The sequence below is a fragment of the Pseudomonas massiliensis genome, assembly GCF_000826105.1.
Lineage (GTDB): Bacteria > Pseudomonadota > Gammaproteobacteria > Pseudomonadales > Pseudomonadaceae > Aquipseudomonas > Aquipseudomonas massiliensis.
In genome coordinates this window covers 109,126-122,989 of sequence record NZ_CCYK01000007.1, presented here as the reverse complement: position 1 = coordinate 122,989, position 13,864 = coordinate 109,126, and the positions used below count along the sequence as shown (strand labels likewise).

The 13,864-nt window shown below is 63.2% G+C and carries 13 protein-coding genes; 10 read left to right on the top strand and 3 right to left on the bottom strand.

Annotated elements, in window-relative coordinates; genetic code table 11:
* Positions 1-271 precede the first annotated feature (271 nt).
* From BN1188_RS11400 to BN1188_RS11390, 3 genes are read left to right on the top strand one after another with little or no spacing between them, the layout of a single operon-like run.
* A complete protein-coding gene (locus BN1188_RS11400; protein ID WP_040261607.1) occupies positions 272-751 on the top strand; it encodes an Lrp/AsnC family transcriptional regulator in 480 nt (159 codons plus the stop codon).
* A gap of 54 nt (positions 752-805) precedes the next feature.
* Positions 806-2,311 (top strand): AMP nucleosidase, encoded by a 1,506-nt coding sequence (gene amn, locus BN1188_RS11395; RefSeq protein WP_052469252.1) that lies wholly within the window; start codon positions 806-808, stop codon positions 2,309-2,311.
* A gap of 54 nt (positions 2,312-2,365) precedes the next feature.
* Positions 2,366-3,004, top strand: coding sequence for a pseudouridine synthase (locus BN1188_RS11390; protein ID WP_052469251.1), 639 nt, complete (start codon positions 2,366-2,368; stop codon positions 3,002-3,004).
* 1 nt (position 3,005) lies between these two features.
* Here the strand turns inward: BN1188_RS11390 and BN1188_RS11385 are convergent, their stop codons facing one another.
* Together BN1188_RS11385 and BN1188_RS11380 are read right to left on the bottom strand one after the other, a co-directional pair.
* Positions 3,006-4,652, bottom strand: coding sequence for an acyl-CoA dehydrogenase family protein (locus BN1188_RS11385; RefSeq protein ID WP_040261605.1), 1,647 nt, complete (start codon positions 4,650-4,652; stop codon positions 3,006-3,008).
* 193 nt (positions 4,653-4,845) lie between these two features.
* Positions 4,846-7,248 carry a hybrid sensor histidine kinase/response regulator gene (locus BN1188_RS11380; protein ID WP_052469439.1) on the bottom strand — a complete coding sequence of 801 codons (2,403 nt, stop codon included), beginning with the start codon at positions 7,246-7,248 and terminating at the stop codon, positions 4,846-4,848.
* A gap of 238 nt (positions 7,249-7,486) precedes the next feature.
* Here BN1188_RS11380 and BN1188_RS11375 point away from each other — a divergent pair, with 238 nt between their 5' ends.
* The 4 genes from BN1188_RS11375 (at position 7,487) to BN1188_RS11360 (ending at position 10,957) form a co-directional block, all read left to right on the top strand.
* A complete protein-coding gene (locus BN1188_RS11375) occupies positions 7,487-8,284 on the top strand; it encodes a bifunctional hydroxymethylpyrimidine kinase/phosphomethylpyrimidine kinase (RefSeq protein WP_040261604.1) in 798 nt (265 codons plus the stop codon).
* A gap of 40 nt (positions 8,285-8,324) precedes the next feature.
* Positions 8,325-8,948: a thiamine phosphate synthase gene (gene thiE / locus BN1188_RS11370; RefSeq protein ID WP_040261603.1), complete on the top strand. Its 624-nt coding sequence runs from the start codon at positions 8,325-8,327 to the stop codon at positions 8,946-8,948.
* Between the two features lie 20 nt (positions 8,949-8,968).
* Complete coding sequence (gene hemL / locus BN1188_RS11365) at positions 8,969-10,249, top strand: glutamate-1-semialdehyde 2,1-aminomutase (RefSeq protein ID WP_040261602.1); 1,281 nt, start codon at positions 8,969-8,971, stop codon at positions 10,247-10,249.
* 159 nt (positions 10,250-10,408) lie between these two features.
* Entirely contained in the window at positions 10,409-10,957 is a 549-nt protein-coding gene (locus BN1188_RS11360) for a tetratricopeptide repeat protein (RefSeq protein ID WP_040261601.1), read from the top strand.
* A 23-nt stretch (positions 10,958-10,980) separates the two neighbouring features.
* On the opposite strand, the gene BN1188_RS11355 is transcribed toward BN1188_RS11360, so the two are convergent.
* The gene (locus tag BN1188_RS11355; protein WP_040263853.1) at positions 10,981-11,307 is read right to left on the bottom strand and encodes a DUF1820 family protein; all 327 of its coding nucleotides are present in this window, start codon (positions 11,305-11,307) and stop codon (positions 10,981-10,983) included.
* Between the two features lie 219 nt (positions 11,308-11,526).
* Here BN1188_RS11355 and BN1188_RS11350 point away from each other — a divergent pair, with 219 nt between their 5' ends.
* The 3 genes from BN1188_RS11350 to BN1188_RS11340 are packed head-to-tail and all read left to right on the top strand — an operon-like array spanning position 11,527 to position 13,859.
* Positions 11,527-12,519, top strand: coding sequence for a PhoH family protein (locus BN1188_RS11350; RefSeq protein WP_040261600.1), 993 nt, complete (start codon positions 11,527-11,529; stop codon positions 12,517-12,519).
* A complete protein-coding gene (gene ybeY, locus BN1188_RS11345; protein WP_040261599.1) occupies positions 12,512-12,985 on the top strand; it encodes an rRNA maturation RNase YbeY in 474 nt (157 codons plus the stop codon). Before BN1188_RS11350 ends, ybeY begins: the two co-directional genes overlap by 8 nt.
* 34 nt (positions 12,986-13,019) lie before the next feature.
* Entirely contained in the window at positions 13,020-13,859 is an 840-nt protein-coding gene (locus BN1188_RS11340; RefSeq protein WP_040261598.1) for an HlyC/CorC family transporter, read from the top strand.
* Positions 13,860-13,864 lie beyond the last annotated feature (5 nt).

Genomic DNA, 13,864 nt, shown 5'->3' with positions numbered 1-13,864 from the left:
GCGCGTCGCTTGTGGCGTCGGCTCACTCCGGCCGGCCTGATTGAGCCAGCGTCAACCCGGTGGCCAGCTCGCTCCCTGTGGGGGCGGTGGCCGCCAGCCACCTGATTGGGCGGCTCGCAGTGGACTCATGTCCGGGCGGTGATCATGGGGTAAAGCTTATCGCGCGGCGCCCAGCAGAGGATTGCGAAGATTGCGTGTTTAAGAAGAGATTGCGCAATTTAATGCCTGATGGTGATAATCCTCGGCAATTCAAACGACGCGAGCGCCTGTCATGGGAAAACTGGACCGTTATGACCTGAGTATCCTGGCTGAACTTCAGCGCGACGCTCGCATTTCCAATCAGGAACTGGCCGAGCGCATTGGCCTTTCTCCCTCGCCCTGCTCTCGCCGGGTCAAGCAGCTGGAAGACGACGGCTACATCACTCGCCAGGTGGCCTTGCTTGACCGCAAGAAGCTGGGCCTGAACCTAACCGCCTACGTACTGATCGGCATGGACCGGCACACACCGGAGCGCTTCGAGAATTTCGAAGCGGCGGTGCGTAACCTGCCCCAGGTGCTTGAATGCAGCCTGGTCACCGGGATGGAAGCCGATTACCAGCTCAAGGTCGTGGTCCAGGACATGGACCATTACCAACAACTGCTGCTCGGTCATCTGACCCGCATCGAAGGGGTTACCAGTGTGCGTTCCAGCTTTGTACTCAATCAGGTATTGGCCAGCTCCGAGCTGCCCCTGGCGCATTTGCGTTCCTGAAGCCTGTCACCGAGGTGTCGCGCGGGGCTGGTAAAAAGCTGCTGAACAGGCAAGATGAACGCTTGCCAGAAAGAGAAGGACCCGCCTGTGAGTACCGACGCCGATTCATTCGTCACCCTGAATACCCCCGAACAGGCCGTGGAACGCCTGGCCTGGCTGCATGAGCGCGCCACTGGCGCCCTGAGCCAGGCCCTCAAGCGCTATCTGAAAGACCGCACCGAACCCAGTACCGAAGAACGGGGGCTGTTCCGCTATCCGGAGCTGCGCCTGACGTACCAGTCCCATGGCGAAGTACCAAGCACCACTCGCGCCTATGCGAAGCTGCAACTGCCGGGCACCTACTCGGTAACCGTCACCCAGCCCGCCGCCTTTCGCAAATACCTGCTCGAGCAACTGACGCCCCTGATGCGCGATTTCGACGTGCGTCTGGAGGTGGGTGTCAGCCAGCAGAACATCCCGTACCCGTACGTGGTCGAGCAAGGTGACGAGCTGGCAGGCACCGGCATTACCGCGGCCACTCTGGCACGGGTCTTCCCGAGCACGGACCTCTCCGCCGCCACGGACAACATCGCCGATGGCCTGTATGACTGGGCCAACGCCGATCCCCTGCCGCTGGCCCTGTTCGACGCCGCCCGGGTGGACTTCAGCCTGCGCCGCCTGGTGCACTACACCGGTAGCGACTGGCGCCATGTGCAGCCGTGGATCCTGCTGACCAACTACCATCGCTACGTAGACCAGTTCGTTGCCCATGGGCTGGAGCAACTGCGCAGCGACCCCCGCTTCGTACGCATGGTGATGCCGGGCAACGTCATCATCGAACAAGGCATGGACCACGACCAGGCCCAGGCTCTGGTGGCCTCGGTGGTCTGGCACCGCTACCAGATGCCTGCCTATCACCTGATCGCCGCCGATGGCGATGGCATCACTCTGGTCAATATCGGGGTCGGCCCGTCCAACGCCAAGAACATCACCGACCACCTGGCCGTGTTGCGTCCGCACTGCTGGCTGATGATCGGCCATTGCGGAGGTCTGCGCGCATCCCAGACCATCGGCGACTATGTACTGGCCCACGCCTACATGCGCCGCGACGGCATCCTCGATCGCCTGGTGCCCCCGCATATTCCGATCCCGGCCTTGGCCGAAGTGCAACTGGCACTGCAGGAGGCCGCGGCTCAGGTCACCGGAGAGCGCGGCGACGAACTCAAGAAACGCCTGCGCACCGGCACCGTGCTGACCTACGACGACCGTAATTGGGAACTGCGCTGGGCGGAAGAGCGGCCCTTGATCAACCTGTCCCGCGCTGTGGCCGTAGACATGGAGAGCGGCACCATTGCTGCCCAGGGTTATCGCTTGCGCGTGCCCTACGGCACCTTGCTGTGTGTCTCGGACAAACCGTTGCACAGTGAAATCAAGCTGCCGGGCTCGGCCAATGCGTTCTACAACCGCGCGGTCAGCCAGCACCTGACCATTGGCATCGCCGCGCTGGACCTGCTGCGCAACGAGCTGAACTCGCTGCACTCGCGCAAACTGCGCAGCTTCGACGAACCGCCGTTCCGATGATCGGCGCCGGCGGGGCTGGTATCCTACCGGCCCTGCTTGTTTCGGTTGTCGCCCATGCCCGCCCCCTACGCTCTCCTTTACACCTCTCCGCGCCCCCGAGCCGGAGGTGTCGCCAAGGCCGCCCCGACCACACCGCGGCTGATCCTGCTGAACAAACCCTACGACGTGCTTACTCAGTTCAGCGACGATCAGGGGCGCGCCACCCTCAAGGATTATCTGGACCTTCCCGGCGTGTATCCGGCCGGGCGACTGGATCGCGATAGCGAGGGCCTGCTGCTGCTCACCAATGACGGCCGCCTGCAAGCGCGTATTGCCGACCCACGGCACAAGCTGGCGAAAACCTACTGGGTACAGGTGGAGGGCGAGCCCACGCCAGAACAGCTGGCCAGCCTGCGCGAAGGGGTCATGCTCAATGACGGCCCTACCTTGCCCGCCGGGGCCCGCCTGCTCGCCGAACCCGAGCTCTGGCCCAGAAACCCGCCAGTGCGTTTTCGCAAAAGCATTCCCACTACCTGGCTGGAACTGGTGATTCGCGAAGGACGCAACCGCCAGGTGCGCCGCATGACCGCCGCGGTCGGCCTGCCCACCTTGCGCCTGGTGCGGGTACGGATAGGCCCATTCGGGCTCGATGGGCTGGAGCCCGGCAGTTGGCGGGAGGTCGACCCAGCCGCGTTGTCGCCGCAAGCGAGATAGTTCAGAGACTCGGCGCCGAACGCTTCAGCAGCGCTTCTACCGCCACCCCTCGTGGCAGCGCTCCATAGGCACCGGCTCTGTGTCCGAGACGGCTGGCGATAAAGGCGTCGCTGACGTCACTGTTACCCGCTTCGAGCAGCAACCTGGCCTGAAGCGTCAGCGCGATCTCTTCGGTAAGCTGTCGCGCCCGATAGGGCATTTCGGTCGCGTCTTTCAGTTCCCGGTGCAAGCGCCCGATGGCGGCGGCCAGGCGGTGATCGCCGTGGCCGTCGCCAAGCTCGGCGAAAAGCGCGTCGAGCACGCCAGGCTCTCTGGACAGTGCCCTCAGGACATCCAGGCACTGCACATTGCCCGAACCTTCCCACGTGGAATTGACCGGCGCCTCGCGGTACAGCCGAGGCAGGATGCTGTCTTCCACATAGCCGGCGCCGCCAAGGCATTCGGCGGCTTCGTTGATCATCGCCGGGGCTCGCTTGCAGATCCAGTACTTGCCTACCGCAGTCACCAGCCGGGCGAAACGCGCCTGAACAGGGTCTGTCAGTTGGTCCAGGGCCTGACCCATGCGTAGGCTCAGGGCCAGGGCAGCCTCGCTTTCCAGTGCCAGATCGGCCAGTACATTCTGCATCAAAGGCTGCTCGGTCAACGCTCGCCCGCCCACCTGACGATAATGGCAATGGTGGATTGCCTGGGTCAGGGCCTGACGCATCAGCGCGCTGGATCCGACCATGCAATCGAAGCGGGTCAGGGCCACCATTTCCAGGATGGTTGGCACGCCGCGACCCGGCTCGCCCACCATCCAGGCCAGCGCGCCGCGGTACTCCACTTCGCTCGAGGCATTGGAGCGGTTGCCCAGCTTGTTCTTCAAGCGCTGGATATAGAAAGCATTGCGGCTACCGTCTGGCCGATGGCGCGGCAGCAGGAAGCAACTGAGCCCTTCATTGGTGTAGGCCAGGGTCAGGAAAGCGTCACACATGGGGGCCGAGCAGAACCACTTGTGGCCCAGCAGCTCGTAGGCCTGCCCAGGCCCGGACTGGCCGATGGCAAAGGCGCGAGTGGCATTGGCGCGTACGTCCGTACCGCCCTGTTTCTCCGTCATGGCCATGCCAATGGTCGCTCCGGCCTTCTGGCTAACCTCCAGGTTGCGCGGGTCATATTGAGTGGCAAGTACCTTGGGCAGCCAGCGCTCGGCCAGGTCCGGCTGCAGGCGCAACGCGGGCACGCTGGCGAACGTCATGGTCAGCGGGCAGCCACTTCCAGCCTCGGCCTGGAAATGCAGGTAGGTCAGGGCCGCACGGGCCACATGGGCGCCGGGCCGGGGCTCACGCCAGGGCAATGAAGGCAGGCCATGCTCGGTCGCGGTGGCCATGAGCTGGTGATAGGCCGGATGGAATTCGACCGTGTCCAGTCTGTTGCCGTAGCGGTCATGGCTATGGAACACCGGCCCATGCTCGTTGGCAAGGAACCCGGCAGCCATCAGCGGGCCGCCAGCGAGCGCACCATAGGCGTCCATGCGCGCCTCGGCCCAGCCCGCGCCGAAACGACGGGCCCACTCCTGCAAAGGCCTATCCAGGCGATACAGGTTGACGCCATCCAGGCTGGGTGGCTGGTTGGTGACCTCATGGGTTTCGGCAAAGGCGTGCAAGTTCATGATAGGTTCCAGGCAGCATGGACCTATTGATTGAAGCACGTATCGCCGCCCATGGAGCTGCCTGTAGCAGCCCGCCTCGGCGGCGGCCGGGCGTGGCGAGGGCGTTGAACCCGGTCGCGCGCAAGCCAGCGTGGCCCGGCGCGGTTGCTACGGGAGATACCGGGGCCACCCCCTCTACACGCTGATCGACCTCTTACAAAGCACCATCGGCCAGGGCGACGGCTGCTGGGGCGGGCCGATGACTGAGCAGCGCTTCCTCGAGCACGGCCTGCACTCCCTCGAAACGCAACGGACGAGGCATGACCGCGGTGAGTCCGGCCTTCATGCAGCGTTGCCGTTCGCTTCCCGGCGCTGCGTCCATCAATGCCAACAAGGTTGGGGCCGCGCCCTGAACGCTTTCGCGCAGACGCTGCACCTGTTCCAGCAGTGCTTCCAGCGAGCCTGTGCTTTCGAGCATCAAGGCGGCCACAGGTGTTGCGTCCAGCATCGCCAGGGCCGCCTGCTCGTGGGGCACGCTGTGCACCTGATAGCCCAGGCGCAGCAACATTCCACGCAACACCAGGTGCTCCACGCGATCATTGTCGATCAGTATCAGCACGCATTCACTGGGGCGACGCTTGAGGGCCGAATAGCCGGGACGGGGCCGCGCAGGCTCGGAAGCGGCCTCGTCCACGCCCAGGTCAAGGGCAAGTTCGAAACAGCTGCCCTGCCCCGGCGTCGATTGATGGCTCAAGGTGCCACCGATCAAGGTCGCCAGTTGGCGACAGATGGCCAGGCCGATTCCCAGCCCACCGTGCTCGCGGGTAGTGGAGCCATCTACCTGATAGAACTGCTGGTACAGGGAATCACTGTTCAGGCTGAAGCCGATGCCTGTATCGACCACCCGAAATACCACGCGTACCTCGGTGTATTGATGTTCGATGGCCTCTACCACCAGGGTCACGCTGCCCTCGCGGGTGAACTTGATCGCGTTGTCCAGCAGGCAGCCCAGGCACAGGGCCATTTTCTTCAGGTCCCCACGCAGGCTGTCCGGCACGCCAGGTATGACCTCCATCCGCAAGGCCAGGCCTTTTTCCGCGGCCTGGCCTATGAACTGCATCTGCAGGCTTTCGAGCAGCACCCGCAAGCGGAAGGGCTCGGAACGGGGCGCCAGGCGGCCAGCCTGCAGTTCGGTGAGAATGAGGATGTCATCGACCATGCGCATCATGTCCCGCGCCGAACGGGACGCAGTCTGCTGGTAGGTCGCCAGCTCGCTGTCCAGGTCCAGGGTCTGCATCAGCTCCAGGGAGCCGATCACCCCATTCATGGGCGTGCGCAGCTCATGAGTGACGGTAGCGAGGAACTCGTCCTTCAACCGGTTGCTCTCGGACAGCCGCTGATTGAGGGCTTCGAGCTTCTGCCCCGCGTCGAACAACACCTTGGCCTGCTGATCACGCATCACGTTGATGCGGTCCGCCAGGGCCAGGGACAGCAAGGCCACCTCCAGCGCCGAGCCCAGCTGGCTGGCATACATGGTCAAGAACATGTTGGGCAGCAACCCCAGCACCATCAGGGTATTAACGATCCCGCCCAGAAGGAATGCCGACCAGGCGATCATGAAATAGCGGGCCTGGCGCTGGCCCTTGAACCAGGCGATGATCCCGGCGCTGAAAATCACTACCGTGAAGACCAAGGCCAAGGCCGTGGCCAGTCGTAACGCAAGCCCGTAGCTGGCCATCAGGGAAATCGCCATCACCACCCCACCGATGGCCATCAGCAGCTTGAGCAGGCGGTCCAGCCATTTTCCGTGCTGTGCGGTGCGCAGGAAAGCGCGGGCGAACTGGCAGCCGAAGAACGCGGCGGCGCCAATGAAGAAGGGTGTGGCGGCGTTGGCCCACCAGGGGTTGTCGGGCCAGAAGAACTGAATGCCGGCACCGTTGACAGACACCTGGTACATGCCGAACGAAGCGATATAGAGGATGTAGTAGAGATAACTGGGGTCGCGCACGCTCAGGTAGATGAACAGGTTGTAGACCAGCATCACCAACAGCACGCCGTAGATCAGCCCGAACACGTAGAAGCGCTCCGGCTGCGCCTCCAGAAAGGCCTCGGCCGACCATAGCGAAAGCGGCACCTGCACCGAACCCTCGCTTTGCACCCGCAGCAATACGGTACGCGCCTCGCCCGGTTTGAAGGGCAGGTTGAACACAAAATTGTTCTGGCGGATGGGTCGGCTAGACCAGGGCAGTTCGTCGCCCGTACGTGCCTGCAGTTGCCACTGGCCCTGTGGATCCTGCAGGTACAGGTCCACGTGGTCCATGGGCGGGTAGGCCAGCTCGAGAAGCCAGGTGCGCGCGCCATGATTATCATGGCGCGGCAGGTAACGCAGCGGGACCTTCAGCCAGAAAGCCGAGCTTGAATAGCCCGCATTCAGGACCTCTGCGTCATGGGGGCTGAATGACTGGCCAAGCGCCTGCTCCAGGGTAGCGCCGCCGGACTTGTCTTCGTAGTACATCAGGGCCCGCCCCAGGGGCAGGTTGCGGGTGCTGTCGTCGAAATCGAGCGCGGTCGCCACACAGGGCAGCCAGCACAACATCAGAAGGAAAAGGTAGCGCATACAGCCCCGGTGAAGATTGCCACGCAGCATCGGGAAGCCTCCCCATTTCCCTTTGAGTCGACGTGCTGGCAACCTGTTATCAATTTCGCCGCATCCTACCATAGCCACGAGCCTCTGCACCCTCTAGACAAAGGTAGCCGACGAGCGCTCTACGGCCGCTGTATGGCGCACGTTCGTTCGGCGATTTTCAACCCCGGGCGCCGCGCCCGGCGATGCGTTTGATGGTAAGCTCGCCCCCATGAATACCTATGCCTCCCGCCCTGTCGTTCTTTGCCTCTCCGGCCATGACCCGAGTGGCGGTGCCGGCTTGCAAGCCGACATCGAAGCCCTGCTCGCCCAAGGTTGTCACGCCGCGCCGGCGGTCACCGCGCTCACGGTACAGAATACGGTGGACGTGACCGACTTCCGTGTACTGGACCGTGCCTGGGTATTGGCCCAGGCCCAGGCAGTGATGGCGGATTCCCCCATCGCCGCGATCAAGCTGGGCATGCTCGGCTCGCTGGAAATGGTCGCCACCGTGGTCGAGCTGATTCAGCAGAACCCGGGCGTGCCGGTGGTCTGCGACCCGGTGCTGCGCGCTGGAGGCGGTGGTCGCCTGGGCAAGGATGAAGTCGGCTACGCCATTCGTGAAAAACTGCTGCCTCTGGCCACCGTGACCACCCCCAACCTGCCGGAGGCGCGCATCCTGGCCGAATTGCCAGAAGGAAGCGCTGACCAATGCGCGGCTCGGCTGCTGGAGCACTGCGACAATGTGCTGATCACCGGCGGCCATGGCGATGAGCGGGATATCCACAACCGCCTCTATGGCCGTGACGGGCGGCGCGATACCCACACTTGCCAGCGCCTGCCTGGAAGCTACCATGGCTCTGGCTGCACGCTGGCCAGCGCTCTGGCCGGCCGCCTGGCTTTGGGCGAGCGGCTGCCTGGCGCCGTGCATTCAGCGTTGGACTACACCTGGCGCACCCTGCGTGACGCCGAGCGGCTAGGGCAAGGCCAGTACGTGCCCCGGCGCCTGCCCCTGGACTTCTGCAACTGACCCTTCACCACGGGAGCGCCGCCCGGCGCATGAGGACGCCATGACCCTACGCGGGCTGTATGCCATTACCGACCAGCCGCTGCTCGCCGGACACTTCCTCGACTATGTGAAGGCGGCCCTGGATGGCGGAGTTACGCTGCTCCAGTACCGTGACAAAGGCCAGGACGATACCCGCCGCCTGCGTGAAGCGCAGGCATTGAAGCGGCTATGCGAAAGCTACGATACGCAGCTGATCATCAACGACGACGCCGAGCTGGCGGCTCGCATTGGCGTGGGTGTTCACCTGGGGCAAACCGATGGTCCGCTCACCGCGGCTCGCAGCCTATTGGGCCCCCGAGCGATCATTGGCGCCACCTGCCATGCCAGTCTTGGACTGGCTGATCAGGCAGCCAATGAAGGCGCCAGCTACGTAGCGTTCGGCCGCTTCTATAACTCCCACACCAAACCTGGTGCGCCCTCGGCCAGCCTCGAGCTGCTCAGCGAGGCGCGTCGCCAGTTGCGCCTGCCCATTTGCGCCATTGGCGGCGTAACCCTGGAGAACGCGCCTGACCTGGTAGAGCGAGGCGCGGACCTGCTCGCCGTGGTACATGCCCTGTTCGCCGCCGACAGCGCCTCGGAAGTCACCCGCCGCGCCCTAGCCTTCAATGCGCTGCTGCGCACCTGAACCCGATTGAGAGAACGCCCATGTCCCGCTCTGAAAACCTCTTCGCCGCCGCCCAGAAACATATTCCCGGGGGTGTCAACTCACCCGTGCGCGCCTTCAAAAGCGTGGGCGGCACACCGATCTTCTTCAAGCATGCCGCCGGGGCCTATGTCACCGACGAGGATGACAAGCGCTATGTGGACTACGTTGGCTCCTGGGGCCCGATGATCCTCGGCCATAGCCATCCTGCGGTACTCCAGGCTGTGCGCGAGCAGCTGGAGCATGGCTTGTCCTATGGCGCGCCCACGGAAATGGAAACCCGCATGGCCGAGCGTGTCTGTGCCTTGGTGCCTTCCATGGAAATGGTGCGCATGGTCAGCTCGGGTACCGAGGCCACCATGAGTGCGATCCGCCTGGCTCGCGGCTATACCCGGCGCGACAGCATCATCAAGTTCGAAGGTTGCTACCACGGGCACTCCGACAGCCTGCTGGTCAAGGCAGGCAGCGGCGCTCTTACCCTGGGCGTTCCGAGTTCCCCCGGGGTGCCCGCAGCCTTCGCCCGGCATACCCTTACCCTGCCGTTCAACGACCTGGAAGAGGTGGAGCGCACCCTGGCCGAGGTAGGCAATGAAGTGGCCTGCATCATCGTGGAGCCCGTAGCGGGCAACATGAACTGTGTGCCCCCCGCGCCCGGCTTCCTGGAAGGGCTGCGCGAACTGTGCAACCGGCATGGCGTGGTGCTGATCTTCGACGAAGTCATGACCGGCTTCCGAGTGGCCCTGGGCGGCGCCCAGGCGTTCTATGGCGTAACCCCGGACCTGTCCACCTTCGGCAAGATCATCGGCGGCGGCATGCCGGTGGGCTGCTTCGGTGGCAAACGGGAAATCATGTCCCATATCGCGCCGCTGGGCCCGGTGTACCAGGCAGGCACCCTTTCGGGCAACCCGCTGGCCATGGCCGCCGGGCTCACTACCCTCGAGCTGATCAGCCGGCCTGGCTTCCATGACGAGCTCACCGCCTATACCAGCAGCCTGCTCGACGGTCTGCAGCAGCGCGCCGATGCCGCGCAGATTCCCTTCGTGACTACCCAGGCCGGGGGCATGTTCGGCCTCTATTTCAGCGGCGCCGACGATATCGTTACCTTCCAGGACGTGATGGACAGTGACGCGGAACGATTCAAGCGCTTCTTCCATCTGATGCTGGACGGCGGCGTTTACCTGGCGCCAAGCGCGTACGAAGCAGGCTTCACCTCCATCGCCCATGGCGAAGCGGAACTGAAGATCACCCTGGATGCGGCCGAACGCGCCTTCGCCCAGCTGTAACCCGCGCGGCCTGTGTCATATCGATGACATGGGCCGCTCCCTGTCCATGGGAAAAATCCGAGTAAAGACTTTGTAAGGTGTCATCGGCTTATTTCATAATGTGCGCATTGTTATCCCGAGGGTGGCCAAGCCCACCCGCTCAGAGGTAAATCGATCCCCATGAACCGCACCGGCCGCGCCCTGGCCTTGGGCTGCCTGCTGCTTCTCGAACCCTTGCTGGCCGCGGCGGACGGTAACTCGTTGCTGGTGCCCGCGCCCAGCCGCTGCAGCCTGGACAGCGCGCCGGCCGACTTGCCCCAGGCCCTTGCCGCCTGCCAGCAGGCCGCTTCGGGAGGGGATGGACAGGCGCAATACGAATTGGGGCGGTTCTACTATGAAGGCAAGCAGACCGAGCGCGACCTGAACCAGGCCCTGAACTACTTCGAGCAAGCCTCGCTAAAGGGCCACGCCCACGCCCAGTATCATCTTGGGCTGATGTTCTACCGAGGCGAAGGCGTGCCGGCCAACAACGTCCAGGCATACATCGTGCTCAAGATGGCAGCGGTAAACGGCGCGGAGGATGCACTGGATTCCGCCGACGAGGTAGCGGCCAGCATGAGCAAGGAAGACCTGGACAGGGCCACGCTGGTGCTGGGCCAGATCTTCCGCAAATACCTGCTGGAACTGCAGACCGCGGACGGGCGCACGCCTTTCTCGCCCTTGCCTTGAGCGCCCCGCCTTCTCGCGCGTGGCTACTTGCCCGGGATCGGCATCGGGAACGGCATGACGTTGCCGGTGCCCGCGGCCTCGGAAATCTTCGCGGTGCCCAGGCGTTCCACCTCATCGATGCGAATGATCGAATGCACCGGCACGAAGCTTCGGATCACCCCGTCGAACTGCGTCTTGAGCTTTTCCTCGCCCGGGTCGACGATCATCTGTGTACGCTCGCCGAACACGAATTCCTCGACCTCGAGGAAACCCCAGAGCTCACTCTGGTAGATATGCTTGGCATACATCTCGAAGACCTGGCCCTGATTAAGGAAAATCACTTTGAAGATGGGTGCGTCACGCTTGGTCATCGTAGGCGGAGAATGATCGGATAGGGAAAGGGCGCCGATCATAGCACGGCCTTCTCGACGCTACTCCAGGATCTTCCCGTGACCAGGCCCTATACTTCAGCGCCCAAGGGCAGCCGCGCCACGGCCGCTTTCAGCCTGCGGCGTTGCGCTTTCACCCCGGCCGGTTCTGGGGTTATCCTTGGTCACCCAATCCAGCCGTAGAGCGGCCATAAAACGACCTTGAACGCACCCATAGAACCCCATCGTTTCACCCTGGAGCCCTTCGAAGCTCGCCGCTTCGCCAATCTGTGCGGGCAATTCGACGAGCATTTGCGCCTGATAGAACAACGCCTGGATGTGGAAATCCGCAACCGCGGCAACCAGTTCGAGCTCATCGGCGAATCTGGCCCCATGCATTCCGCCGAGCTGATCCTGCGCCGCCTGTATCGGGAAACCAAGGCCACCGAACTGTCGCCGGACCTGGTGCATCTGTTCCTGCAGGAATCGGCCGTCGAGGCCCTCAACGACCCGGCCAACAACGAAGTGGCCGTATCGCTGCGTACCCGCAAGGGCATGATCAGCCCGCGTGGCCTCAACCAGCAGCGCTACGTCAAGGCCATCCTGGCCAATGACATCAACTTCGGCATCGGCCCGGCGGGTACAGGCAAGACATACCTGGCTGTCGCCTGCGCGGTGGACGCGCTGGAGCGCGAGCAGGTGCGCCGTATCCTGCTGGTGCGCCCGGCCGTGGAAGCCGGCGAAAAGCTCGGTTTCCTTCCAGGCGACCTGGCACAGAAGATCGACCCTTATTTGCGCCCGCTCTACGATGCGCTCTACGAAATGCTTGGCTTCGAGCACGTGGCCAAGCTGATCGAGCGACAGGTGATCGAGATCGCGCCCCTGGCATACATGCGGGGTCGCACGCTGAACAACAGCTTCATCATCCTCGATGAAAGCCAGAACACCACCACCGAGCAGATGAAGATGTTCCTGACCCGCATCGGTTTCGGCTCCACGGCGGTGATCACCGGCGACATCACTCAGGTGGACCTGCCCAAGGGCACCCGTTCCGGCCTGGCTCACGTCATGGATGTGCTCAAGGACGTCCCTGGTATCAGCTTCACTCACTTCAAGCCCAAGGACGTGGTTCGCCATCCTCTGGTGCAGCGGATCGTCGAAGCCTATGAGCGTTTCGACGAAAACAAGCCGCGGGACACCAGCCACAATGGTTGAGCTCGACCTGCAACAGGCCAGTTCACAGCCCACGCCCAGCGAGGCCCGGTTTCGCCAATGGTGCGAACTGGCCTTGCGTCAACGCAGTGGCGATTCGGAACTCACGATCCGTATCGTTGACGAAGCGGAGGGACAGGACCTGAACCGGACCTATCGGCAACGGGACTACCCCACGAACGTGCTCTCTTTCCCGGCCGACGTGCCCGATGACATGCTGGATATCCCCTTGCTGGGCGACCTGGTCATCTGCGCGGCGGTGGTCGAGCGTGAAGCCCAGGAGCAAGGCAAGGCGGCCGAGGCCCATTGGGCGCACATGGTCATCCATGGCTGCCTGCACCTGCTCGGCTATGACCATCTCGAGGATGAAGAAGCCGAAGAGATGGAAGGCCTGGAACGAGAGTTGCTTGCCGAACTGGGCTTTCCTGATCCGTACGCGGAAAATGTCACTGCATTGCCTACCCCATAAGCTGCTGCATCCAAGGAACACGAGTAACAACGCCATGAGCGAAGATCGATCGAGCAACGGGCAAAAGTCCTGGCTGGAAAAAATCACCCAGGCTTTTGTCCATGAGCCGAAAAACCGCCAGGAGCTGCTCGAGCTGCTGCGCGAGGCGCACAGCAACAAGCTGCTGGACAGCGAAGCGCTGAGCATCGTTGAAGGCGCCATCCAGGTCGCCGACCTGCAAGTCAGGGACATCATGGTCCCTCGCTCCCAGATGATCACCATCAAGGCCACCCAAAGCCCGCGGGACTTCCTGCCTTCGGTGATAGACGCGGCCCACTCCCGCTACCCGGTGATGGGAGAAAACCATGACGAGGTCCTGGGCGTGCTTCTGGCCAAGGATCTGCTGCCGCTGATTCTTCAGGGCCACACCGATGGGTTCAATATCAAGGACCTGCTGCGCCCGGCCACCTTCGTTCCGGAGTCCAAGCGCCTGAATGTGCTGCTGCGCGAGTTCCGCGCCAACCACAACCACATGGCCATCGTGATCGATGAGTACGGCGGCGTGGCGGGCCTGGTGACCATCGAGGACGTACTGGAACAGATCGTCGGCGATATCGAGGACGAGCACGACGTCGAGGAAGACAGCTACATCAAGCCGCTTCCCAGCGGAGACTTCCTCGTCAAGGCGCTGACGCCCATCGAGAACTTCAACGAGTTCTTCGACAGCGAATTTTCCGATGACGAGTTCGATACCATTGGCGGGCTGGTGATGAGTGCATTCGGGCATCTGCCCAAGCGCAACGAAACCACCGAAATAGGCGCGTATCGCTTCCGCATCCTCAACGCTGACAGCCGACGCATTCACTTGCTGCGCCTGACTCCGATCAACCGCTAAGGAAC